Raw genomic sequence first — 20,214 nt, 5'->3', positions numbered from 1 at the left:
TATCACTTTATCCAAGATAATAACATTATAATACAGATAAACATGAGTATAGGTAATTTCAGACAATAATTCGGAAATTGTTCATAATTTCACAAACATATTTTTCCTTTTTCCTCTATTGAAAATACAAAAGTCCAAATTTTTATTGCGCATGTTTTCATGCTATATACATAGTGAGGAGGGAAAAGTGATGAATGGGATTGAAATTTTTGCGAATGCAATTTTAAAAGAAGCGTGTAGGGTACAAGCGTCAGATTTACATATTGTGCCCCGGCAGAAGGATGTAGCGGTTCAACTACGTATAGGAAAAGATTTAATGACGAGACAGTGTATTGAAAAGGAATTTGGAGAAAAACTTGTCTCACATTTCAAATTTTTAGCATCTATGGACATAGGCGAGAAACGGAAGCCACAGAATGGTTCGTTGTATTTGCAAATTGATGGACAAGAAGTGTATTTACGCCTTTCAACACTTCCAACAGTATATCAAGAAAGTCTCGTTATTCGCCTTCATTTACAAGCATCTGTTCAGCCCTTATCACATCTTTCGTTATTTCCAAGTACGGCAGCAAAACTACTCTCGTTTTTACGCTATTCACAGGGGCTACTTGTGTTTACTGGACCGACTGGATCTGGGAAGACGACGACAATGTATGCATTATTAGAGGTAATTAGAAAAAAGAAAACACGTCGCATCATTACACTTGAAGATCCGGTTGAAAAAAGAAGTGACGATGTATTACAAATTCAAATAAATGAAAAAGCGGGTCTCACATATGAAACAGGATTAAAGGCTATTTTACGTCATGATCCAGATATTATTTTAGTCGGTGAAATCCGTGATGAAGAAACAGCAAAAATAGCTATAAGAGCAAGTTTGACAGGACATTTAGTAATGACAACACTGCATACGAATGATGCGAAAGGAGCAATCATTCGCTTCATGGATTATGGTATAACGAGGCAAGAGATTGAACAGTCTTTATTGGCTGTAGCTGCACAGCGACTTGTCGAATTGAAGTGTCCGTTTTGCAGAGGAAAGTGCTCAACTTTATGTAAATCAATGAGGCAAGTAAGGCAGGCTAGCATATATGAGCTACTATATGGATATGAGTTAAAACAAGCGCTTAAAGAAGCTGGTGGAGAATGTGTTACTTACAAACATGAGACTTTAGAATCGTCAATACGAAAAGGATATGCTTTAGGTTTTTTAGAAGAAGATGTTTATGTTTAAGAAAACATGGAGTTTAAGTGATCAAGTAGTATTATTGAAACGTTTAGGAGAATTATTAGAAAAAGGCTACTCTCTTTTACAAGCATTAGAATTTTTACAGTTTCAATTACCTGTAGAAAAGAAAGTACAATTGCAGCGCATGATTGAGGGGTTAAAAGATGGGAAAAGTCTACACGATTCTTTTCATCAGTTAAAGTTTCATCAGGACATGTTAAGTTATTTATTTTATGCCGAGCAACATGGTGATATTTCTTTTGCTTTGCAACAAGGAAGTGCACTTCTTTATAAGAAAGATAAGTATAGGAGAGACATGATGAAAATAATGCAGTATCCTATGTTTTTGATGTTTTTTCTACTAATCATGCTCTTTATTTTTAAACTCATTTTATTACCTCAGGTTGAAATGGTTTATAGTTCGTTCGGTTCTAATACACCACTACTTACAGAACAAATTTTAAGTGCAATAAAACTGCTACCTTACATTATTTTAACCGCTATTTTAACTGTTATTATTGGAGGTATTTTATACATGTTGTATTTTAGGAAACTTCCACATATTAGACAGGTAAAAATTATGCTTCGTATTCCCCTCATCAAAACATTTCTTATTTTAAAGCATTCACATTATTTTGCTACTCAGTTGAGTGGTTTATTAAATGGTGGACTATCAGTATGTGAAGCTTTAACAATAATGATGGAGCAAAGATATCATCCGTTCTTTAAATATGAAGCGAGCCGGATTGAAAGACAATTAATTGGAGGAGAACAGTTACAATCTATCATTGCTAAAAGTGGGTATTACGAGAAAGAACTTTCTTATGTTATTACGCATGGACAAGCAAACGGCAATTTAGGGATTGAATTAGGTGACTATAGCGATCTTATTATGGAAAAGATGGAACGGAAAATTAAACATATGTTAGTTATCATTCAGCTTATTTTATTTACATGTATTGGAGGAATCGTTGTCCTTATGTACTTAGCGATGATTATGCCGATGTTTCAAATGATGAATTCTATTTAGGGGGCATTTGTATGCAGAATGAGGAAGGGTTTACTCTGTTAGAGATGCTATTAGTAATGGTTGTCATAACTATATTATTACTATTAATTATTCCGAATGTAGTTACACAGCGCTCATCGGTCCAAGGAAAAGGTTGTGCAGCTTACGTGAAATCTATAGAAGCGCAAATACAAGTATATCAATTACAACATAATAAAATTCCATCGTTAAAAGAACTGACAGATGAAAAGTATATTACAACTGATAAGTGCCCGAATGGCGAATCTATTCATATTTCAGATGATGGCGCAGTATCAATTAGGGCATTGTGAAACAACAGGGGTTTACTTTTTTAGAAATGTTACTCGTTTTATTTGCTATTTCTGTATTAAGTATAGTTACGTATTTTAGTGTTCATTCCTTATACGAGCGACAAAAAGTTGAACAATTTTTGAGACAGTTTTCAAATGATATTTTGTATATGCAGCAATTAGCGATAAACCGTCAAAAGCACTATACATTACGTTGGCATAAAGATAGAAATATGTATGCTATAAAAGAGTCAGGTACAAAGTATTATATCGTCAAGCGAGAGTATGAAGAAGATATACAAATTGATTTGCATACGTTTCCAAATCCGATGACATATAATCCAAGTGGAAATATTAATAGAGGTGGTACGATTATAATTTCGTATCGAAATTATAAATATGAAATTGTATTTCAGCTTGGAAGAGGGAGATTTACGTATCGTGAAATGTCAAAAAGGATCCATAATGGCTGAAATGATTGTATCGTTAAGTGTTTTAATGATGGCTGTATCGTTACTACTACCGCAAACAGTATTAGTTATGCAAGAAAGAAAAAATATACAAATTCGTTATAAGGCAACTGGATTATTAAAAAAAGAAGCAGCTATATATATGTATGGAAATGAAGACAAGCGAATAATAGAAAAGAATATAAATGGAATTGTGTATTACACATATTGGGGAGGCAATGAAGTTTGTACTATGTGGAGAGATGTGAAAGACAGAATGATGGAACAATGCTTTTATGTAGGAGAAAAAATAAATTAGAATTTGGTTTTTCATTAATAGAAATGATTGTATGTCTGTTTCTATTATCAATATTTTTTTTGCTCTTTCCCCGCCTACATTTCATTGAAATGGAAAATAAACAGTCGAAAGGGTTAAATGATTGGGAGTGGGATGTGTATTTAGGGCAAATGCAATTGGAGTTTCGTGAAGTATCATCTGGAGAACAGCTAGCATTTGAAAATGGAGAAAGTATTTTACGATTCCGATCGCGTAATGGGAGTGAAGTATCGTATGAAAAAGAGAATAGTCGTCTTATAAGAAAGGTAAATAGGCGCGGGAGGGAAGTTGTTTTACAAAATATTGGAACGGTTTCTTACAAACTAACACCTCATGTACTCATTATAAATGTGAAAGATACTAGTGGGAAAATATATGAAGGTGTAGTTATGCGATATAGCGAAATAGGAATAAACGTATGAGAAAGCAAAATGGATTTACAATGCCTGGAACGATTATCTTTCTTATTTTATTAACTTCTTTTTTTATATACGAAACAAATATGTTGTTTACAGATAAAAAATTTTATATAGAAATAGAACAAAAGTTTTTATTGGATGAATTACTTAACCGATCTATTACAGATATAAAAAAAGATTTACAGCAAAAAGAAAAAGAAGGTACATTTTTCTTTCAGTATGAAAAGGGAGAAGCGAGTGGAAATTATGTCTTTGAAAATGATTTAATTCTCGTTACGTTGCAGTGCACACTCAAACAGGAAGCTTTCTATACGGTAGGTTTTCGGTATAGAAAAAAGGATGGGAAAATAGTCGATTGGATAGAAGGATAATATGTAAAATATATGTAAATAAATCAAGGTTTCCTATTGTAAATTAAATTGATTTTTTAGAAGAAATGGATAAATATAATGATTAAAAGTTTAAATTTTCTCAAAAAAGAGAAAGGTAGAAAGAATATGATATATTCATGCTATCCAATCATTATTTTTAGGGAGAATAGGGAAATGACAAACAACAATCAAATAGGTGAAAATAAGGAACAAACTATTTTTGATCATAAAGGAAATACGATTATGACAGAAGATAGAGAAATACACATTATTTCAAAATTTGAAGAACCTCTTATTGTCGTATTAGCAAATGTACTAAGTGATGAAGAGTGTGATGAATTGATTGAAATGTCTAAAAATAAAATGAAGCGTTCTAAAGTTGGTTCATCACGTGATGTAAATGATATTCGAACAAGTAGCGGTGCATTTTTGGAAGACAATGAACTTACTTCAAAGATTGAAAAACGAATTTCATCTATCATGAATGTTCCTGCGTCGCATGGTGAAGGATTGCACATTTTAAATTATGAAGTGGATCAACAATATAAAGCACACTATGATTATTTTGCGGAACATAGTAGATCAGCTGCTAACAATCGTATTAGTACGCTTGTAATGTACTTAAATGATGTAGAAGAAGGCGGGGAAACGTACTTCCCGAAATTAAATCTTTCTGTACATCCTAGAAAAGGAATGGCAGTATACTTTGAGTATTTTTATCAAGATCAATCACTAAATGAGCTTACGTTACATGGAGGGGCACCTGTAACGAAAGGCGAGAAATGGATTGCAACGCAGTGGGTGAGAAGAGGTACTTATAAGTAAAAGCGAATGTTACGTTTTGTTCTTCATAGTATGAAGAACAAAACGTTTTTTTATTAAACAAAGTAGCATCTTTCGTTATAATAACAATTAATAAATGACGATTGAGAGGACAGAAAATGAAATCTATATACATAACCGGCTACATGGGAGCAGGGAAAACAACAATTGGAAAAGCGTTAAGTAAAGAACTTCAAATGGATGTTGTAGATACTGATCAAAAAATCGAAGAGAAGCAAGAGAAGGCAATTCGAAATATTTTTGCCGAAGAAGGCGAAATGGCTTTTCGGGAATATGAAAGCGAAATGTTACGTTCGCTACCAGTCCATAATGTCATTATTACAACTGGTGGGGGAATTATTGAACGAGCAGAAAATCGCAAGTGGATGAAAGAGAACGGAACTGTCGTGTATTTATATTGTGATCCGCATGTAATTGCAGAAAGGCTTCGTGAAGATACGACACGTCCACTATTTCAAAAGAAAGATATAGATGCATTTGTAACGAAATTTGAATTACGCCGAGCTTATTATGAAGAGGCTCATATTCATATCGATACGACAAATAAGTCTGTAAAGCAAATTATGAATGAATTAAGGGAAAAGATTAATGTATAAAAAAGTGGACATACTAATCAAGTAGAGGTGATGATAATATGTCTACTAATGATTATGTTCGCTTTGTGACGCAGCAGTTTGTGTCGTATATGGATGCTCCAAAAGAAGATCGAAAACAAAAGAAAGAACAACGCCGTGCTGAAAAAGAGCCATTTATGAATAAGTGGTTTGGTGTTATGCCGCTGAGTGCTGCTTTGTTTTATCGAAATGTAAAAAGTAAAAGAAAAAAATCAAGTTAAATTTTAGTCATATGTCTAGCAAAATAAAGATGCCCTAGTGTCGTAATACACTAGGGCATCTTTGTTTACTGCACGGATTCTTGTTCTTCCGTAACGGCATGTATTTTATTGTTCACCCATACGAACCCTATTCCGATACAAATAGAAATACCCCATCCGACAGCGGTCATAATCGCTCTCATTTCACCGTAGCCATCTACACCAAAAACAGAGATGAAATAAATTTTTAAAAAGCTTTTTAATATAAATTGTAGCCCGAAAAATAACGTTAAATATTGCAGTGCTGGATATATACGACTATCACGATACAGCTCACGACTTTTATCACGGTCATGACCTTGCAGTGCTGCAATATCCGCAGCGAAATATAACATGAGTGGTTTTTTTATGAAAATTGTACAGATGACGATAATACCGAGTACGATGTGATAATATGCATCATTCCACAACATTCGTTCAGCTGACCCAGATAATAAATCTACCGTTGTATTAGAAATGAGTGTAATTAAAATAAAGAACCCTGTCACGTTAAACTGTTTTTCTTTTTTAAAGGTATACAGTGTATAAATAATCCCCGGAACAGAGGAAAGTAACATCGCGTAATAAGGATCGATATAAGGTTTTGCAAATTTCCAAATGAGGAATGGGATTACGAGATAAAAGACAAGATCTAATATAGCTTTTTTATTTTGATTCATACAAAGCCTCCTTAAGTCATACATATATTTTATAATATAATTTCTGAAAATTGTATAAGGTTTAATGGGAAAAGAAAAAATATATCAATTTTTGAGGGATTAGTAGATTGAAAAAAATTGCCCCTAGCGTAGTAAGTTTTTTTAGTATATAATAAAGGAAACGCTTTCATTTTTAGTTTGTTCACAAAATGGACGGAAAATCACATATTTACTATCGATATGTTGCTTTATAATGAAACTAATTAAATATACATGCATACAATATTGTGAAATAAATAACATAAATAATCTATATAAATGTAAACGTTATCAAAAGAGAGAGGTGGAGACAATGAGTAAATTTTTCTTCAATCATAATCCAGCAACAGTAGAGGATGGAAGGCTTGTTAAATATGCTGAAATTATTTATGGAGAAGGTGGCCGTTCTGTATTAGAAAATTTAATGGTGAAGGCATCTATCAGATTGCGTGATCGTTATCCGAATAAATCTGACGAGCAGATCTCGAACCTAGTAAATAAAGGCATCCATGATATGTTTCAAAAATATGTGAGCGAGTAAGAGTAGCCAATGGCTGCTCTTATTTTTTTGTATAAGGATTGTAACTCTAGCTGAAAATAAACATGTATTCTGAAAAACGTAAAAAGGAGTGGGAAAGATGAGCAATGGAATTGGACGTTCGAAAGAAAATCTTCCAACTGATGCAAATCATGTGAGCGCGAAGGATCGTGCGTATCAAAAACGCATGGCAAAGCAAAAACAACAAGAGCGTAATGAGGATAGAGAGTAACTCGAAATAAAGCTCCTTCTAAAGCAGAAGGAGCTTTATTTTGATAGAAAATGATTCGCGGTAACATAAAAGAGTCCACCGTTAATAATTTGCACTGTAATACGTGGTTCATACTGTTCTTGCAGAGCTTGTTTTTCAATTTCATAGCTCTCAGGAAGTTCGTCACTTTCTTCATAAAAACGGTTTAAAAGGTCTAAATCATGATTCCAACGCACTCTTGCTTCTTTTGCCCACGTATGGTCATCTTCTGCAATTATATTTTTTAAAGCGTCTTCTATACGTTGTAAACCACTTTGAGGTTTAATGATGGGCGAGAGCGTAAAACAAAAATCAGGTATTTTTGGTGTAAGTTTAATGTTTGTTAATGTTTCATGAAAGTTTGCCATCATTGTTCCAGAAATGAGATGAATGCCAATCGAGTGAAGGATGTCTTTTTTTCGATCACATTGATAGGAAACTTTTATATTAATACCGAGCCAAGGGTGGAGCGGTGTATGTGTTGCCCCATTATGTCTTACATCCTCATATAAACGTATGTAAGAGCCTAATTCTTTTGTCGTTTGGAAAATTTGATGTAGACGTGGTGAACCGTAGTGAATAAGCTCACCATCATTTTCTTCATTTTCTGGATTTGTAATAAGAGTAAGGCGCATCGGATTCGGTACGCCTCCTGTTTTCTCAAGATAGTGCCAATAAAAAGGGCGATTCATTAATAATTTATCCATCTCAATTGTTAACTGTACATCTAATAAATGAGGAGAACGTTCTAAAATTTCACAGTTATTCGCCTCAAAGAAATTGTATAAGTAATTATGAATTTCATGTTGCTGCATAGCCTTGCACCTCAGCTTCATTTCGTTTCGCAAAGTCGATAATAGATGTTAAGTTTTCCATCTTAATTCTAATTTCACCTTCGCTTTTTGATTGCGCGAAAATTTCTTGAATGTGCGCGTCGATGTTTTTCATATTAATTCTCGTTAAAATTTCATCGAGTTCACCGATAACACGCTCGAATAAGTTGATTTTTTCATATAACAGTTTCAGAATATGTTCTTCAACAGTATGCTTTGTAGCTAAGTTATAAATATGAACATCATTCTTTTGACCGAGACGGTGAATACGTCCGATTCTTTGCTCAAGACGCATTGGATTCCATGGCAAATCATAATTGATCATATGGCTACAAAACTGTAAGTTAATGCCTTCTCCGCCAGCTTCCGTTGCAATTAACACTTGGGCACGATTTTGAAAAAGTTCCTTCATCCAATCTTTCTTCCCGCGTTTAAATCCGCCGCGGAATGGAACAGAAGAAATACCGTGTTGTTGTAAAAACCATTGTAAGTACATCTGTGATGCTCGGTATTCCGTGAAAATGACGACTTTATCGTCAATTTCTTTTATAAGCTCTAGAGCTTTAGTTGCTTTCGAGTTGAAAGGAATATGATTAATTTTGTCCATTAGCACATCGATATGTGGATCTTTTATATAATGTTCGTTTTCTTTCTGTCTTTTTTCTACATGCTTTTTCAATGAATAGTAAACAGCCTCACGACTACTACATGCTTCCCGTTTTAAAGTTAACGATGAGAAAGCAGATGTGAAGGCGTCTTGTCCTCGCCAATTTTCGATATCATTATATAGAGCTTGTTCTTGTTCATTAAACTCAACAAAAATTGTGCGTACATGTCTCTTCGGCCAATCGATACCGGTATTATGTCGTCTATTTCGCACCATTACTTTATTAATGAGAGCTTTTAAGTCTTCATCTGATTCGGCTGAGCGATTTTTGGAAGCGTAATATTCTTCAAAGTTGGATTGATTGCCTAAATGTCCTGGTTTTAATAAAGAAACAAGGTTAAAAATTTCATCAATCTTATTTTGAACAGGAGTAGCGGTTAGTAATAAACAAAACTTCTTTTTTAATCGTTGTGCAAATTCATAGTTTTTTGTTTTATTATTTTTCAGTTTATGTGCTTCATCGATAATAATAAGGTCATATTCCAAGTTCAACACGATATCGCGATGTGGTGAACGTTTCGCAGTATCAATTGATGATACGATTACGTCAGCTTGTTCCCACGAGTAGCTTTTCTTTTGTGCTACAGCGGGAATGAAAAACTTTGTATTCAGCTCGTATGCCCATTGTGATACGAGAGAAGCTGGGACAAGTATAAGTACCTTTTTCACGAGCCCGCGGACCATGTATTCTTTCAAAATAAGTCCAGCTTCGATTGTTTTTCCAAGGCCTACTTCATCTGCTAGAATCGCTTTACCATTCATTTGTTCAATCACATTTTGAGCGACTTCTAATTGATGCGGAAGCGGTGTGAAATGGGATAAATGTTTCGGTGCTTGTAGTCCATCAAAAGTAGGAACAAGTAACGATTTTTCTGTTTCATAAGCTAAGTGATATAAATCCCAGTTTGTCCAAGGACCATCTTCGTCAATTCTATTTAAAAAATTGTTTTGCCACGTCCGATCTACGGAAATATCGACATTCATTACAACTCTCCCACCTTTTATAAACTAAAGTAATTATTTTTTAATGTATGATGATTTACCTTAAAAGAAGGCATAATTATCGTTATTAAAGGCTATATGATAGACAATAATAAAGTATTAAATCTCAAAAGCTGTATTTATTGTGTTTTAACATAAAAAATTCTAAATTATTTTTTATGCTAGAATATTGATGAAATATAGCGAATGATGTTAGGATAATGGTGTGAAATGTGTGGAATCTTTCGTATTTTATCCAAGAAAGTGATTTTTTATTTACGCTTTCATAAAAAAATATAATGAGATTCCGTATATCCTATCTTTTCAGAATGAAAATGTTTAGAAAAGGGAAGCAACTTTTATTGATTTGTCAAAGCATAAGGGGGAGAGAGCATGATTACATTACAACGTACACCGTTATTTGATGTATACGCGAAGTATGGTGGGAAAACAATCGACTTCGGTGGTTGGGAATTACCAGTTCAATTTTCAAGCATTAAAGAAGAACACGAAGCTGTACGTACAGCTGCAGGTTTGTTCGATGTGTCTCATATGGGAGAAGTTGAAGTAAAAGGTGTAGATAGTTTAGCATTTTTACAACGTGTTGTTACAAATGACGTATCTACCTTAAAGGTAGGGGGCGCACAATATACAGCTATGTGCTACGAAAATGGTGGTACAGTAGATGATTTATTAATCTACAAACGTGGTGAAGAAGACTATTTATTAGTAATCAATGCATCAAATATCGAGAAAGATTACGAATGGTTAGCAAGTCATGTAATTGGCGATGCGACAGTAGTCAATGTTTCTAGTGAAGTTGCACAGCTTGCAATTCAAGGACCAAAAGCAGAAGGCATTTTACAAAAAGTTGTGTCAGAAGATTTGAAAGAAATTAAGTTCTTTAAATTTAAAAACGATATTTTTGTAGATGGAATTCCAGCACTTGTATCTCGTACAGGTTACACAGGTGAAGATGGATTCGAAATTTACTGTAAGAGTGAAGATGCTGCAAAACTTTGGGAGAAACTTCTTGAAGTTGGAGCAGAAGAGGGCTTAAAAGCATGTGGTTTAGGTGCTCGTGATACACTTCGATTCGAAGCAACATTACCACTTTATGGACAAGAATTATCAAAAGATATTACACCGATTGAGGCTGGAATTGGCTTTGCGGTAAAAACAAATAAAGAAGCAGACTTCTTTGGAAAAGCAACGTTAAAAGAGCAAAAAGAAAACGGTGCGCCTCGTAAATTAGTCGGCATCGAAGTAATCGAACGTGGAATTCCTCGTACGCATTACCCTGTATTTATTGGTGAAGAGAAAATTGGGGAAGTAACAAGTGGTACACAATCTCCAACGTTAAAGAAAAGCATTGGTTTAGCACTAATTGATGTAAAATACGCAGCAGTTGATACAGAAGTAGAAATTGAAATTCGTAATAAACGCGTCAAAGCAGTAGTTGTTCCAACACCATTTTACAAACGTTCAAAGTAACGGGGAGAGGGGTAGATTTCATGTTGCATCGTTATCTTCCAATGACAGAAGAAGACAAAAAAGAAATGTTACAAACGATCGGCGTTCAAACGATCGATGAATTATTCTCTGATATTCCAGAGAGTGTTCGTTTTAAAGGGGATTTAAAAATTAAAGAAGCAAAATCAGAGCCAGAGCTTTTAAAAGAGCTATCTCAAATGGCTAATAAAAATGCTAACTTAAAAGAATACGCTTCTTTCTTAGGAGCAGGCGTATACGATCATTATGCTCCAGTAATTGTAGATCATGTTATTTCTCGCTCAGAATTTTATACAGCTTATACACCATACCAACCGGAAATTTCACAAGGGGAATTACAAGCAATCTTTGAATTCCAAACAATGATTTGTGAATTAACAGGAATGGATGTAGCAAACTCTTCTATGTATGACGGGGGTACAGCTTTAGCTGAAGCGGCAATGTTAGCAGCTGGCCATACTCGCAAAAAGAAAATTCTTGTATCTAGCGCGGTTCATCCAGAATCAAGAGCAGTACTTGAAACGTATGCAAAAGGTCAAAATCTTGAAGTTGTTGAAATTAATCATAAAGATGGTGTAACAGATTTAGACGTATTACAAAGTGAAGTAGATGATACAGTTGCTTGTGTAATCGTTCAATATCCAAACTTCTTCGGACAAGTTGAAAAATTAGCTGATATTGAAAAAATCGTTCATCAACAAAAATCATTATTTATCGTTTCTTCAAATCCATTATCATTAGGCGCATTAACACCACCAGGGAAATTTGGTGCTGATATTGTAATCGGTGATGCACAACCATTCGGTATTCCAACGCAGTTTGGTGGACCGCACTGTGGTTACTTTGCAACAACGAAAGCATTTATGCGTAAAATTCCAGGACGTCTTGTTGGACAAACTGTAGATTCAGATGGTAAACGTGGATTTGTATTAACGTTACAAGCACGTGAACAGCATATTCGTCGTGATAAAGCGACATCTAACATTTGTTCAAACCAAGCGTTAAATGCATTAGCAGCTTCTGTTGCAATGACGGCACTTGGCAAACAAGGTGTGAAAGAAATGGCACGTCAAAACATTTCTAAAGCACAGTATGCAAAACGTCAATTTGAAGCAAAAGGCTTCACAGTAACATTTGCTGGACCATTCTTCAATGAGTTTGTTGTAGATTGCAAACGTCCAGTGAAAGAAGTAAACGATGCATTATTACAAAAGAATATTATCGGTGGTTACGATCTAGGCCGTGATTATAAAGAGCATGAAAACCATATGCTTGTAGCAGTAACTGAGCTTCGTACAAAAGAGGAAATTGACACACTTGTAAACGAAATGGGGGCTATCCAATGAAGAACCAAGACCAAGCACTTATCTTTGAAGTGAGTAAAGAAGGACGCATAGGATATAGCTTACCCAAATTAGATGTAGAAGAAGTGAAACTAGAAGATGTGTTTGAGAGCGATTATATTCGAGTAGAAGATGCAGAGCTACCAGAAGTATCTGAACTTGATATTATGCGCCACTATACAGCACTTTCAAACCGTAACCACGGTGTTGATTCTGGATTCTATCCACTTGGATCTTGTACGATGAAATATAATCCGAAAATTAATGAGAGTGTAGCTCGTTTCGCAGGATTTGCAAATATTCATCCACTGCAAGATGAAAAGACAGTACAAGGTGCAATGGAATTAATGTACGACTTACAAGAGCATTTAATTGAAATTACAGGTATGGATACTGTTACTTTACAACCAGCAGCTGGTGCACACGGAGAATGGACAGGTTTAATGTTAATTCGTGCATACCATGAAGCGAATGGTGACTTTAACCGTACGAAAGTAATTGTACCTGACTCTGCTCACGGAACGAACCCAGCATCTGCAACTGTAGCTGGTTTTGAAACAATTACAGTAAAATCAAATGAAAATGGCCTTGTTGACTTAGAAGACTTAAAACGTGTTGTAAACGAAGAAACAGCAGCACTTATGTTAACAAATCCTAATACATTAGGTCTATTCGAAGAAAATATTTTAGAAATGGCAGAAATCGTCCATAATGCAGGCGGTAAATTATACTATGATGGTGCAAACTTAAATGCGGTATTAAGCCAAGCACGCCCAGGAGATATGGGATTTGACGTTGTGCATTTAAACCTTCATAAAACATTTACAGGTCCTCACGGCGGTGGTGGCCCAGGTTCTGGTCCAGTAGGTGTGAAAGCTGATTTAATTCCGTACTTACCAAAACCGATTTTAGAGAAAACGGAAAGTGGTTATCACTTCAACTACGACCGCCCAGAAGCAATTGGTCGTGTGAAACCATTCTATGGTAACTTCGGAATTAACGTTCGTGCATACACGTATATTCGCTCTATGGGTCCAGATGGTTTGCGTGCAGTAACGGAGTATGCTGTATTAAATGCGAACTATATGATGAGAAGATTAGCGCCATTCTATGATCTTCCATTCGATAGACATTGTAAGCATGAATTTGTATTATCAGGTCGTCGTCAAAAGAAACTTGGTGTACGTACATTAGATATTGCAAAACGTCTGCTTGATTTTGGTTACCATCCACCAACAATTTACTTCCCATTAAATGTGGAAGAATGTATTATGATTGAGCCCACAGAAACAGAATCAAAAGAAACATTAGATGGTTTCATTGATAAGATGATTCAAATCGCTAAAGAAGTAGAAGAAAATCCAGAAGTTGTACAAGAAGCACCGCATACGACAGTCATTAAACGTTTAGACGAAACGATGGCTGCACGTAAACCAGTTTTACGTTATGCAAAGCCAGCTCCTGTACAAGTTTAATTAGAATAACAAAAGAAGAACTCGCTGAGGCGGGTTCTTTTTTTGTATGGATAATTTGTCCCGCATTAACGGACAGTAAACTTCCAACTCAAAACTTAGCTGGTGCAAAGAAGTCAGGTGGGAGATAAACTGTCCGTAAATGCCCGATTGGTTCAACTAATAATCAGTGGGGATGAACAAAAATCCCCACTGATTAAAGTTTCACTTTATGCAGAAATAGTGAAGAAAATGTTAAAAAATATATTTTTTGTTTCCTAATGGTGTAAAGGTGTAGTTTTATAGGTAGTTTTGTTGAAAAAGTCGGTTTGATAAAAGTATTTATTTTTGTTAGAATTTTATTGAAATTAAGAAGATGTGATGAGGCAAAGATTACTCATTTTTATGTATATGTGAAAAAACGAACAAGACGGGGGTGAAAGTGTGGGATATCGATGTTATAGAATGGTATACCATTTAGAAAATGGAGAAACAATTAAAGATGTAAAAGAATTTTGCTATCGAGACCAAGGAAAAGTGTTAGAAAGAGTAGCAAATCGTGTAATGGATAATAGAGAAGTGACGGCGATTGATAAACAAGGAACAATCATTTCAATAGCATGTGAGGACATTGTAAAGGTAGAACTTGATTACATAACAGAAAGTTAACCTTGAGTCATATCGAATTATTCGATAAAATAAACTGTTGAATGGTGAAGTGAGAAGAGAGGAGTTTATCATGGGTAGTACAAGACACTTTTATATGTTTATCTTAGCGTTTGTTCTTGTTGTGGCATTAACGATTTACTTAATTGTTGACAGCAGCTGGTACAACACAGTTCATCCGGCATTCCTTCTGTTTATGTATATAGGAATTGCAGTAGTAAGTTTCGGAATGAGAGACGAGATGTTAGATCGCTTTGAAAAGTGATACATATACGAAAGACCAACAGGAAAATGTTGGTCTTTTTTCTTGCCAAAAATAGGATGGTGTGTATATACTGTATATATAAGGTATACACAGTATATACACACACTGGAGGAAAACATGAATATTATTATTTCGAATTCTTCCCAAGACCCTATTTATGTGCAAATAAGAAAACAATTAAGCCAGCTTATTTTAAATGGCGGTTTAAAGGGTGGAGATCAATTACCGTCTATTCGTAGCTTAGCGAAGGAATTACAAATTAGTGTCATTACAACGAAGCGTGCATACGAGGAGCTTGAAAAAGAAGGATATATAGAAACTGTTGCTGGGAAGGGGACTTATGTTTCACGTAAAAATAATGAACTATTAAAAGAACAAAGGCTTCGCCTATTGGAAAGTAAAGCTGAAGAAATCGTAAAAGAAAGTAAAGTGTTGCAGCTTTCACTTGAAGAATTGCAGCAGATGATTGCGTGTTTATATAAGGGGGAATAAGAGATGTTAGAGCTAAAAAATGTTTGTAAAAGTTATCAAGATTTTGCAGTGAAAAATATAAGTTTTGCATTACCACGAGGATATATTATGGGGTTTGTCGGACCAAATGGTGCTGGGAAAAGTACAACGATCAAAATGATTATGAATTTAATTAGAAAAGATAGCGGCGATATAAAAATTTTTGGCAAAGACAATAAGAAAGCCGAAAAGGACATAAAACAAAATATTGGTTTTGTATATGATGAAAATCATTATTACGAAGATTTAACGTGTGAACAAATGAAGCGTATTATTGCACCGTTATATAAAAAGTGGGACGAAGAGCAGTATCAATCGTATATGCATAGATTGCAAGTTCCAAAGTATAAAAAAATTAAAGAGCTATCTAAAGGGATGAAAATGAAGTTTGCGATTGCCATCGCACTTTCGCACCACGCAGAGTTTATTATTATGGACGAACCGACAGCAGGGTTAGATCCAGTTGTTCGAAGTGAATTACTTGATATGTTGCAAGAAATTGTAATGGAAGATGAAGTATCCGTATTATTCTCAACGCACATTACAACAGATTTAGAGCGCATTGCAGATTATGTTACGTTCATCAATGATGGAGAAATTATATTTACTGGTGAAAAAGAAGACTTAATGGAGAACTACGTAATCGTAAAAGGAAGTAATGATTTATTAGACCGAGAAGGAAAAGAACTATTTGTTGGATTACGAAAAAATAAATTTGGTTTTGAAGGTTTAGCGAAGGATAAACAAACAATTATCGATTGGTTTGGAAATGAGGTTGTACTAGAAAAGCCTACATTAGATGACATTATCGTTTACACTGCGAAAGGGAGAGGTGCCTATGCGTCAGCTCGTATATAAAGATTTGTTCTTTTTTCGGGTAATTTGGTTAGTGAATCTTGTTATGCCCCTTTTGTTCTTTATGTTAGATGCAAGTGGTGAATTGTTATTTCCAATGAGTTGTCTATTTATAACCTTTTCATCGGTTATGACGTTAACCGTTATGGATGAAAGAAATAAAAGTGACATTGTTATAAATAGTTTACCGGTAAGTCGAAAGGATATCATAATTGCTAGATATATTTCCTGTGCAATATTCATTGTTGGTGCCATTCTCTCTACGATGTTAGTTGTTTTTCTTATAAGGGGTATTGTGGTTATTAGTGATATCGGTGTATATCATCCTAATCTATACATTGAAATTCCATGGTATGAAGTCATAAATGGAGCTGTTTATGCCACATTTTTTGTTGTCACGTTTTTCCCTAGTTATTATGGTACAAAATCGAAGGTAGTAAGAAGTATAGGATCAGCAGCATCAATAGGAGTGGGTGTAATTCTTTGGATATTTATTAGTGATGGGCTGAATGAAACAACATCTTCATTCAGTGAGTGGATTATGAATCCAGTACATATTGGTGTATTTATAGTTGGAGGAATGATATTAGCTAGTGTCTATATCGTTTCTATGTTTCTTACAATTAAAATTTATGAAACGCGTGATTTATAGAGAGGAGAATTTATATGCAACAATTGATTTTGAAGGAGTTTTTTTACAGAAGAAGATGTTTCCTTTCTATTTTTTAATCCCTATTTTATCTATTTTTAAGAATTCCGTCGAACCAATGGGGATTGCAATAGGAGTATTTATAACATGTAGTACGATTATATATATTTCTTTTTATTATGACGAGAAAAGTAAAGCAGAAAAAGTGTTAGTGAGTTTGCCTATAACGAGAAAAGAGATAATTATAGCTAAATATATTTCAAGCACATTATTTATTATGGCTGGTTTGAGTGTAACTTTTATAGTCGTAATATTAGGAAATATTTTATTGAACAGAGATATAGTTATGCCTGGGTATGCAATATTTTCAGCAATAGTAGCAACTTTGATTTATTGTGCAGTAACGATACCGACTAATTACATTGGGGGATATAAAGTTATTACTGTCTTAAATTTGATTATGCTTTTTCCTTTAATGGGTATGATTGGTCTTATGTGCAATATTTTTGGTGATAAAACAATTATGTTAAAAGTACTCCACTCTCAAGAGGCTACACTAGCAATGGGTGTTCTTAGTATTGGAGTGTTAGTAAGTATATTCATATCAATGTTCCTCTCAATGAAAATGTTTCAGGAGGCAGAGTTATAGAAGGGGCATTTTCATATTAGGAGGGGTAATACATGATCAAGCAACTAATTTTAAAAGATTTCATCATTCAATGGAAATTTTTAATTTGGTACATACTGTATCCTGTTTTCTTTTATATGGCCTTAACAGATACGGAAAATCTGTTCATAATTATGTCAGTAATTATTACAATTGGGGCAACAGTAAAAACATTTGAAGCAGATAGTAAAAATGAGAGTGAAGTTATAGTAAATAGTTTACCAATATTGAGAAAACAAATTGTGTATGCGAAATATATAGTAGCAATAATTATTCTTTTTATAAGTGTAACGGTCGGTTGTTTCACGATAGGAATGAAGAGCGGGGTTAACTTATTTGAATTTATTGAAACGACAATGGTTGCTAGTATTAGCTTTATTTAAGGGTTCTGGTGCAACAATAGTGGAATGTGAAAAAAGAATAGAAGATTCCTAACGGAATGGAACTTTATGCTGTTAAACCAAAGAGTTCATTGATAAGATATATCTGCTTTTGGACAGACTTCTCCCCTTGGAGAGTTTGTCCTTTTTTGATCATATGCATAGCTTCTATTCCAGTAATCATTTTTATAGCTGTAGGGAATGATTTCAATCCTAGCATATTCCGAATCCGTTTTTTGATAAACCGATGATCTTGCTCAATGATATTGTTTAAGTATTTTTTTACACGAAGTGGTATACCGTGTGGTATACACTTTTCTTCCTTTAGTTCACGTACTGCAACAGGATAGGCTTTATCGCCATCAGCAGTTATCGAACGAGGTTTTGTGGCATGAACAGAAGCCAAGGCTTTCTTTAGAAAACGTTTGGCAGCCTTCGCATCTCTTTTACGACTTAAATAAAAATCAATCGTGTTTCCTTCAGAATCAATCGCGCGATATAAGTACATTTTCTCTCCTTTGATTTTGATGTATGTTTCATCCACACGCCAAGAATCATTGGTTGGTTTCAAATGTTTTCGAATACGCTCATTTAATTCTGGTCCATATTGATGCACCCATCGCATAATTGTTGTATGTACTAAGAATAATCCTCTTTCCTCCATCATTTCCACTAAATCACGAAGACTTAAGTTGTACCGCAGGTACCAACGTACGGTTAATACAATGATATCAGGCTGATACTGTTTCCATTTGAATATATTTTCTTTTTCCATACTGATCACACACCTTTTTTTAGTAATAGCACCAGTATTGCCAAGTTTGAAAGAGCATTTTCAAATCATTTCGCTTTTTTGCACCAGAACCTTTTATTGTATTTAAGCTTTGTTTTACCAATAGCCTTTTGGCTAGGGTATAAGAAATCCATTTTCATTACGATAGTAATATTCATGGCACCGATAGTTGTTTTAGAAGCTTTGTTTCAAATCAACTTAGAACAAATTCAACTATATAACAGCTTGTTATTCATTAGTTCAATATGCATGTTCATAATATCTATCTTCGTTTCAGTAAAAATATATGAAAAAAGAGAATTTTAAAAGGTGCCTTAAAAAAGGCACCTTCTTCAATAACGACAATACGAGAGCAGTAGTTTATAAAAAGAAACGCTATTTGGTACATCTTTTGGAGTATGTAATATAAAGCTGAAAACGATAACGAGAATAAGAAATAGGAAAAATAAAAATAGGATTTGCTTATGTATAGAATTTTGCATATTATTCACTCCTTTTTTTAGGTAGTATGTCCAAAAGAAAGGAGTGTATGAAAAATGTTAGGAGAGGAGAATGATGAACAAAAGAAAATGGTTATATAGAATAGGAATATTTTTATTTTCAATCGGTCTCATATTAGCAAATGTTTACTCGGATATACCACCGTTATTTCCAAGTTTACATAAAAGGGTTGGTATAAGTATTGCCATAGTTGGTCTGTTTTGTCTTATCACATCTAACTTCTACAGAAAGTCTGAATGAATATAAAAAAGGACAGTTACTCTTTTTCAGAAGTACTGTCCTTTTTTAATAACTTATTCCATATTTTGGCGATACTCCATATAATGACGATTGCAATGGAGGCGATAATGGACCAAACAATTGATATAATTTCAAGTGTCATGTTAGGAAGGAATGTGAGAATGGATAATACTTTATGAAACAATGATTCTATTATATGAAAACTTATTTGTAATAGAATGACGATACCAAGTGTGATCCATGCTAATATTTTCTTTCCTTTTTCTTTCCACATGACATTCACCTGTTATGAAGTGACCTTTGTCAATAGTTTTTCACCCATAATATTTTTCTTGATGGCATACAAAAGCTTCAGAAATAAGATCTATCGACAGTTAACCACTCTGTTATTCGTGGATTGGTTACCTCAGGTTAATGGTTCGTCGTTAGGCTCTTATAATCTCACTGCGTGGATCACACCTTTTCAAATTCTAATAAATAGCTTGTTTATCAGAATTTCAGCCATGCCAGAAGAGGTGAGTCATAGATAGCCAGACCTGTAATTCACTATCTCTGAAGCTCATCTATGCCATCAATTGATACCTTTGGTTTCTAA

General features: G+C 34.3%; 27 protein-coding genes and 3 pseudogenes. 24 read left to right on the top strand and 6 right to left on the bottom strand.

The features are described from left to right. The first annotated feature begins 190 nt into the window (after window positions 1–190). From comGA to MHH55_RS15260, 10 genes are all read left to right on the top strand, one after another. Window positions 191–1,234, top strand: a complete 1,044-nt coding sequence (gene comGA / locus MHH55_RS15305; RefSeq protein WP_001013170.1) for a competence type IV pilus ATPase ComGA — start codon at window positions 191–193, stop codon at window positions 1,232–1,234. Further along, on the top strand, window positions 1,221–2,258 hold the full coding sequence (gene comGB, locus MHH55_RS15300) for a competence type IV pilus assembly protein ComGB (RefSeq protein ID WP_048519303.1): 1,038 nt from the start codon (window positions 1,221–1,223) through the stop codon (window positions 2,256–2,258). The genes comGA and comGB overlap by 14 nt, the downstream gene beginning before the upstream one ends. A gap of 11 nt (window positions 2,259–2,269) precedes the next feature. After that, window positions 2,270–2,569, top strand: coding sequence for a competence type IV pilus major pilin ComGC (comGC, locus tag MHH55_RS15295; protein ID WP_001178687.1), 300 nt, complete (start codon window positions 2,270–2,272; stop codon window positions 2,567–2,569). Further along, entirely contained in the window at window positions 2,566–3,021 is a 456-nt protein-coding gene (gene comGD / locus MHH55_RS15290; protein WP_000813141.1) for a competence type IV pilus minor pilin ComGD, read from the top strand. Before comGC ends, comGD begins: the two co-directional genes overlap by 4 nt. Continuing rightward, window positions 3,014–3,316 carry a hypothetical protein gene (locus tag MHH55_RS15285; RefSeq protein WP_000829468.1) on the top strand — a complete coding sequence of 101 codons (303 nt, stop codon included), beginning with the start codon at window positions 3,014–3,016 and terminating at the stop codon, window positions 3,314–3,316. The genes comGD and MHH55_RS15285 overlap by 8 nt, the downstream gene beginning before the upstream one ends. Beyond that, window positions 3,286–3,756 carry a competence type IV pilus minor pilin ComGF gene (comGF, locus tag MHH55_RS15280; RefSeq protein ID WP_000923101.1) on the top strand — a complete coding sequence of 157 codons (471 nt, stop codon included), beginning with the start codon at window positions 3,286–3,288 and terminating at the stop codon, window positions 3,754–3,756. The genes MHH55_RS15285 and comGF overlap by 31 nt, the downstream gene beginning before the upstream one ends. Then, on the top strand, window positions 3,753–4,124 hold the full coding sequence (gene comGG, locus MHH55_RS15275) for a competence type IV pilus minor pilin ComGG (RefSeq protein ID WP_001231316.1): 372 nt from the start codon (window positions 3,753–3,755) through the stop codon (window positions 4,122–4,124). Before comGF ends, comGG begins: the two co-directional genes overlap by 4 nt. Window positions 4,125–4,298: 174 nt before the next feature. Next, window positions 4,299–4,949 carry a 2OG-Fe(II) oxygenase gene (locus MHH55_RS15270; RefSeq protein WP_000183863.1) on the top strand — a complete coding sequence of 217 codons (651 nt, stop codon included), beginning with the start codon at window positions 4,299–4,301 and terminating at the stop codon, window positions 4,947–4,949. A 116-nt stretch (window positions 4,950–5,065) separates the two neighbouring features. Further along, on the top strand, window positions 5,066–5,563 hold the full coding sequence (locus MHH55_RS15265) for a shikimate kinase (protein WP_078187083.1): 498 nt from the start codon (window positions 5,066–5,068) through the stop codon (window positions 5,561–5,563). Window positions 5,564–5,601: 38 nt separating this feature from the next. Continuing rightward, window positions 5,602–5,802, top strand: coding sequence for a YqzE family protein (locus tag MHH55_RS15260; RefSeq protein ID WP_000106083.1), 201 nt, complete (start codon window positions 5,602–5,604; stop codon window positions 5,800–5,802). A 65-nt stretch (window positions 5,803–5,867) separates the two neighbouring features. Here the strand turns inward: MHH55_RS15260 and MHH55_RS15255 are convergent, their stop codons facing one another. Then, window positions 5,868–6,500, bottom strand: a complete 633-nt coding sequence (locus MHH55_RS15255) for a VC0807 family protein (protein WP_001073111.1) — start codon at window positions 6,498–6,500, stop codon at window positions 5,868–5,870. A 141-nt stretch (window positions 6,501–6,641) separates the two neighbouring features. Beyond that, a complete protein-coding gene (locus MHH55_RS15250; RefSeq protein ID WP_003279814.1) occupies window positions 6,642–6,758 on the bottom strand; it encodes a hypothetical protein in 117 nt (38 codons plus the stop codon). Window positions 6,759–6,831: 73 nt separating this feature from the next. On the opposite strand from MHH55_RS15250, the gene MHH55_RS15245 reads away from it, so the two are divergent. Next, a complete protein-coding gene (locus MHH55_RS15245; RefSeq protein WP_000032702.1) occupies window positions 6,832–7,059 on the top strand; it encodes a hypothetical protein in 228 nt (75 codons plus the stop codon). A 97-nt stretch (window positions 7,060–7,156) separates the two neighbouring features. After that, entirely contained in the window at window positions 7,157–7,288 is a 132-nt protein-coding gene (locus MHH55_RS15240; protein WP_000064668.1) for a hypothetical protein, read from the top strand. A gap of 35 nt (window positions 7,289–7,323) precedes the next feature. Here the strand turns inward: MHH55_RS15240 and MHH55_RS15235 are convergent, their stop codons facing one another. Together MHH55_RS15235 and MHH55_RS15230 are read right to left on the bottom strand one after the other, a co-directional pair. Continuing rightward, window positions 7,324–8,121, bottom strand: coding sequence for a YqhG family protein (locus MHH55_RS15235; RefSeq protein WP_001183964.1), 798 nt, complete (start codon window positions 8,119–8,121; stop codon window positions 7,324–7,326). Beyond that, the gene (locus MHH55_RS15230; protein WP_001100040.1) at window positions 8,108–9,790 is read right to left on the bottom strand and encodes a DEAD/DEAH box helicase; all 1,683 of its coding nucleotides are present in this window, start codon (window positions 9,788–9,790) and stop codon (window positions 8,108–8,110) included. The genes MHH55_RS15235 and MHH55_RS15230 overlap by 14 nt, the downstream gene beginning before the upstream one ends. Before the next feature lie 390 nt (window positions 9,791–10,180). Between MHH55_RS15230 and gcvT the strand changes: the two genes are divergently transcribed. From gcvT to MHH55_RS15180, 10 genes and pseudogenes are all read left to right on the top strand, one after another. After that, a complete protein-coding gene (gene gcvT, locus MHH55_RS15225; protein ID WP_078187082.1) occupies window positions 10,181–11,281 on the top strand; it encodes a glycine cleavage system aminomethyltransferase GcvT in 1,101 nt (366 codons plus the stop codon). A gap of 20 nt (window positions 11,282–11,301) precedes the next feature. Continuing rightward, window positions 11,302–12,645 (top strand): aminomethyl-transferring glycine dehydrogenase subunit 1, encoded by a 1,344-nt coding sequence (gene gcvPA, locus MHH55_RS15220; RefSeq protein ID WP_000903228.1) that lies wholly within the window; start codon window positions 11,302–11,304, stop codon window positions 12,643–12,645. Continuing rightward, a complete protein-coding gene (gcvPB, locus tag MHH55_RS15215; protein WP_000795703.1) occupies window positions 12,642–14,117 on the top strand; it encodes an aminomethyl-transferring glycine dehydrogenase subunit 2 in 1,476 nt (491 codons plus the stop codon). The genes gcvPA and gcvPB overlap by 4 nt, the downstream gene beginning before the upstream one ends. A gap of 441 nt (window positions 14,118–14,558) precedes the next feature. Continuing rightward, the gene (locus tag MHH55_RS15210) at window positions 14,559–14,762 is read left to right on the top strand and encodes a DUF3929 family protein (RefSeq protein ID WP_000262496.1); all 204 of its coding nucleotides are present in this window, start codon (window positions 14,559–14,561) and stop codon (window positions 14,760–14,762) included. Window positions 14,763–14,832: 70 nt separating this feature from the next. After that, a complete protein-coding gene (locus MHH55_RS15205) occupies window positions 14,833–15,024 on the top strand; it encodes a hypothetical protein (protein ID WP_000535933.1) in 192 nt (63 codons plus the stop codon). A gap of 117 nt (window positions 15,025–15,141) precedes the next feature. After that, window positions 15,142–15,516: a GntR family transcriptional regulator gene (locus MHH55_RS15200; RefSeq protein WP_001021349.1), complete on the top strand. Its 375-nt coding sequence runs from the start codon at window positions 15,142–15,144 to the stop codon at window positions 15,514–15,516. 3 nt (window positions 15,517–15,519) lie between these two features. Next, complete coding sequence (locus MHH55_RS15195; RefSeq protein WP_078187081.1) at window positions 15,520–16,392, top strand: ABC transporter ATP-binding protein; 873 nt, start codon at window positions 15,520–15,522, stop codon at window positions 16,390–16,392. After that, on the top strand, window positions 16,373–17,041 hold the full coding sequence (locus MHH55_RS15190) for an ABC-2 transporter permease (RefSeq protein WP_001249554.1): 669 nt from the start codon (window positions 16,373–16,375) through the stop codon (window positions 17,039–17,041). The genes MHH55_RS15195 and MHH55_RS15190 overlap by 20 nt, the downstream gene beginning before the upstream one ends. A 14-nt stretch (window positions 17,042–17,055) precedes the next feature. After that, window positions 17,056–17,687 (top strand): annotated as a pseudogene (locus MHH55_RS15185) (ABC-2 transporter permease). A gap of 35 nt (window positions 17,688–17,722) precedes the next feature. Then, window positions 17,723–18,085, top strand: a pseudogene (locus MHH55_RS15180) (ABC-2 transporter permease); the annotation flags it as partial. 67 nt (window positions 18,086–18,152) lie between these two features. Here MHH55_RS15180 and MHH55_RS15175 read toward each other — a convergent pair. Then, the gene (locus tag MHH55_RS15175; RefSeq protein ID WP_100910607.1) at window positions 18,153–18,860 is read right to left on the bottom strand and encodes an IS6 family transposase; all 708 of its coding nucleotides are present in this window, start codon (window positions 18,858–18,860) and stop codon (window positions 18,153–18,155) included. 9 nt (window positions 18,861–18,869) lie between these two features. Here MHH55_RS15175 and MHH55_RS15170 point away from each other — a divergent pair. Next, window positions 18,870–19,184, top strand: a pseudogene (locus MHH55_RS15170) (ABC-2 transporter permease); the annotation flags it as partial. Window positions 19,185–19,430: 246 nt separating this feature from the next. Next, window positions 19,431–19,619, top strand: a complete 189-nt coding sequence (locus MHH55_RS15165; RefSeq protein WP_002164431.1) for a hypothetical protein — start codon at window positions 19,431–19,433, stop codon at window positions 19,617–19,619. 16 nt (window positions 19,620–19,635) lie between these two features. Here MHH55_RS15165 and MHH55_RS15160 read toward each other — a convergent pair whose 3' ends face one another. Beyond that, window positions 19,636–19,893, bottom strand: coding sequence for a DUF3975 family protein (locus MHH55_RS15160; protein ID WP_074554868.1), 258 nt, complete (start codon window positions 19,891–19,893; stop codon window positions 19,636–19,638). Window positions 19,894–20,214 lie beyond the last annotated feature (321 nt).

Source organism: Bacillus sp. FSL K6-2944, assembly GCF_038005385.1.
GTDB classification, from domain to species: Bacteria; Bacillota; Bacilli; order Bacillales; family Bacillaceae_G; genus Bacillus_A; species Bacillus_A cereus.
The sequence above is the reverse complement of the archived record's forward strand: the minus strand, read 5'-3'. Positions and strand labels throughout refer to the sequence as shown.

Coding starts and splice junctions, on each gene's coding strand:
- MHH55_RS15270 (WP_000183863.1), top strand. CDS start 4,299: ATGACAAACAACAATCAAATAGGTGAAAATAAGGAACAAACTATTTTT.
- MHH55_RS15240 (WP_000064668.1), top strand. CDS start 7,157: ATGAGCAATGGAATTGGACGTTCGAAAGAAAATCTTCCAACTGATGCA.
- MHH55_RS15230 (WP_001100040.1), bottom strand. CDS start 9,790: ATGAATGTCGATATTTCCGTAGATCGGACGTGGCAAAACAATTTTTTA.
- MHH55_RS15245 (WP_000032702.1), top strand. CDS start 6,832: ATGAGTAAATTTTTCTTCAATCATAATCCAGCAACAGTAGAGGATGGA.
- MHH55_RS15190 (WP_001249554.1), top strand. CDS start 16,373: ATGCGTCAGCTCGTATATAAAGATTTGTTCTTTTTTCGGGTAATTTGG.
- MHH55_RS15235 (WP_001183964.1), bottom strand. CDS start 8,121: ATGCAGCAACATGAAATTCATAATTACTTATACAATTTCTTTGAGGCG.
- MHH55_RS15265 (WP_078187083.1), top strand. CDS start 5,066: ATGAAATCTATATACATAACCGGCTACATGGGAGCAGGGAAAACAACA.
- MHH55_RS15175 (WP_100910607.1), bottom strand. CDS start 18,860: ATGGAAAAAGAAAATATATTCAAATGGAAACAGTATCAGCCTGATATC.
- MHH55_RS15195 (WP_078187081.1), top strand. CDS start 15,520: ATGTTAGAGCTAAAAAATGTTTGTAAAAGTTATCAAGATTTTGCAGTG.
- MHH55_RS15285 (WP_000829468.1), top strand. CDS start 3,014: ATGGCTGAAATGATTGTATCGTTAAGTGTTTTAATGATGGCTGTATCG.
- MHH55_RS15260 (WP_000106083.1), top strand. CDS start 5,602: ATGTCTACTAATGATTATGTTCGCTTTGTGACGCAGCAGTTTGTGTCG.
- MHH55_RS15205 (WP_000535933.1), top strand. CDS start 14,833: ATGGGTAGTACAAGACACTTTTATATGTTTATCTTAGCGTTTGTTCTT.
- MHH55_RS15160 (WP_074554868.1), bottom strand. CDS start 19,893: ATGTGGAAAGAAAAAGGAAAGAAAATATTAGCATGGATCACACTTGGT.
- comGF (WP_000923101.1), top strand. CDS start 3,286: ATGCTTTTATGTAGGAGAAAAAATAAATTAGAATTTGGTTTTTCATTA.
- gcvPB (WP_000795703.1), top strand. CDS start 12,642: ATGAAGAACCAAGACCAAGCACTTATCTTTGAAGTGAGTAAAGAAGGA.
- MHH55_RS15250 (WP_003279814.1), bottom strand. CDS start 6,758: ATGCATGTATATTTAATTAGTTTCATTATAAAGCAACATATCGATAGT.
- gcvPA (WP_000903228.1), top strand. CDS start 11,302: ATGTTGCATCGTTATCTTCCAATGACAGAAGAAGACAAAAAAGAAATG.
- comGG (WP_001231316.1), top strand. CDS start 3,753: ATGAGAAAGCAAAATGGATTTACAATGCCTGGAACGATTATCTTTCTT.
- MHH55_RS15200 (WP_001021349.1), top strand. CDS start 15,142: ATGAATATTATTATTTCGAATTCTTCCCAAGACCCTATTTATGTGCAA.
- MHH55_RS15210 (WP_000262496.1), top strand. CDS start 14,559: ATGGTATACCATTTAGAAAATGGAGAAACAATTAAAGATGTAAAAGAA.
- gcvT (WP_078187082.1), top strand. CDS start 10,181: ATGATTACATTACAACGTACACCGTTATTTGATGTATACGCGAAGTAT.
- comGA (WP_001013170.1), top strand. CDS start 191: ATGAATGGGATTGAAATTTTTGCGAATGCAATTTTAAAAGAAGCGTGT.
- MHH55_RS15255 (WP_001073111.1), bottom strand. CDS start 6,500: ATGAATCAAAATAAAAAAGCTATATTAGATCTTGTCTTTTATCTCGTA.
- comGB (WP_048519303.1), top strand. CDS start 1,221: ATGTTTATGTTTAAGAAAACATGGAGTTTAAGTGATCAAGTAGTATTA.
- MHH55_RS15165 (WP_002164431.1), top strand. CDS start 19,431: ATGATGAACAAAAGAAAATGGTTATATAGAATAGGAATATTTTTATTT.
- comGC (WP_001178687.1), top strand. CDS start 2,270: ATGCAGAATGAGGAAGGGTTTACTCTGTTAGAGATGCTATTAGTAATG.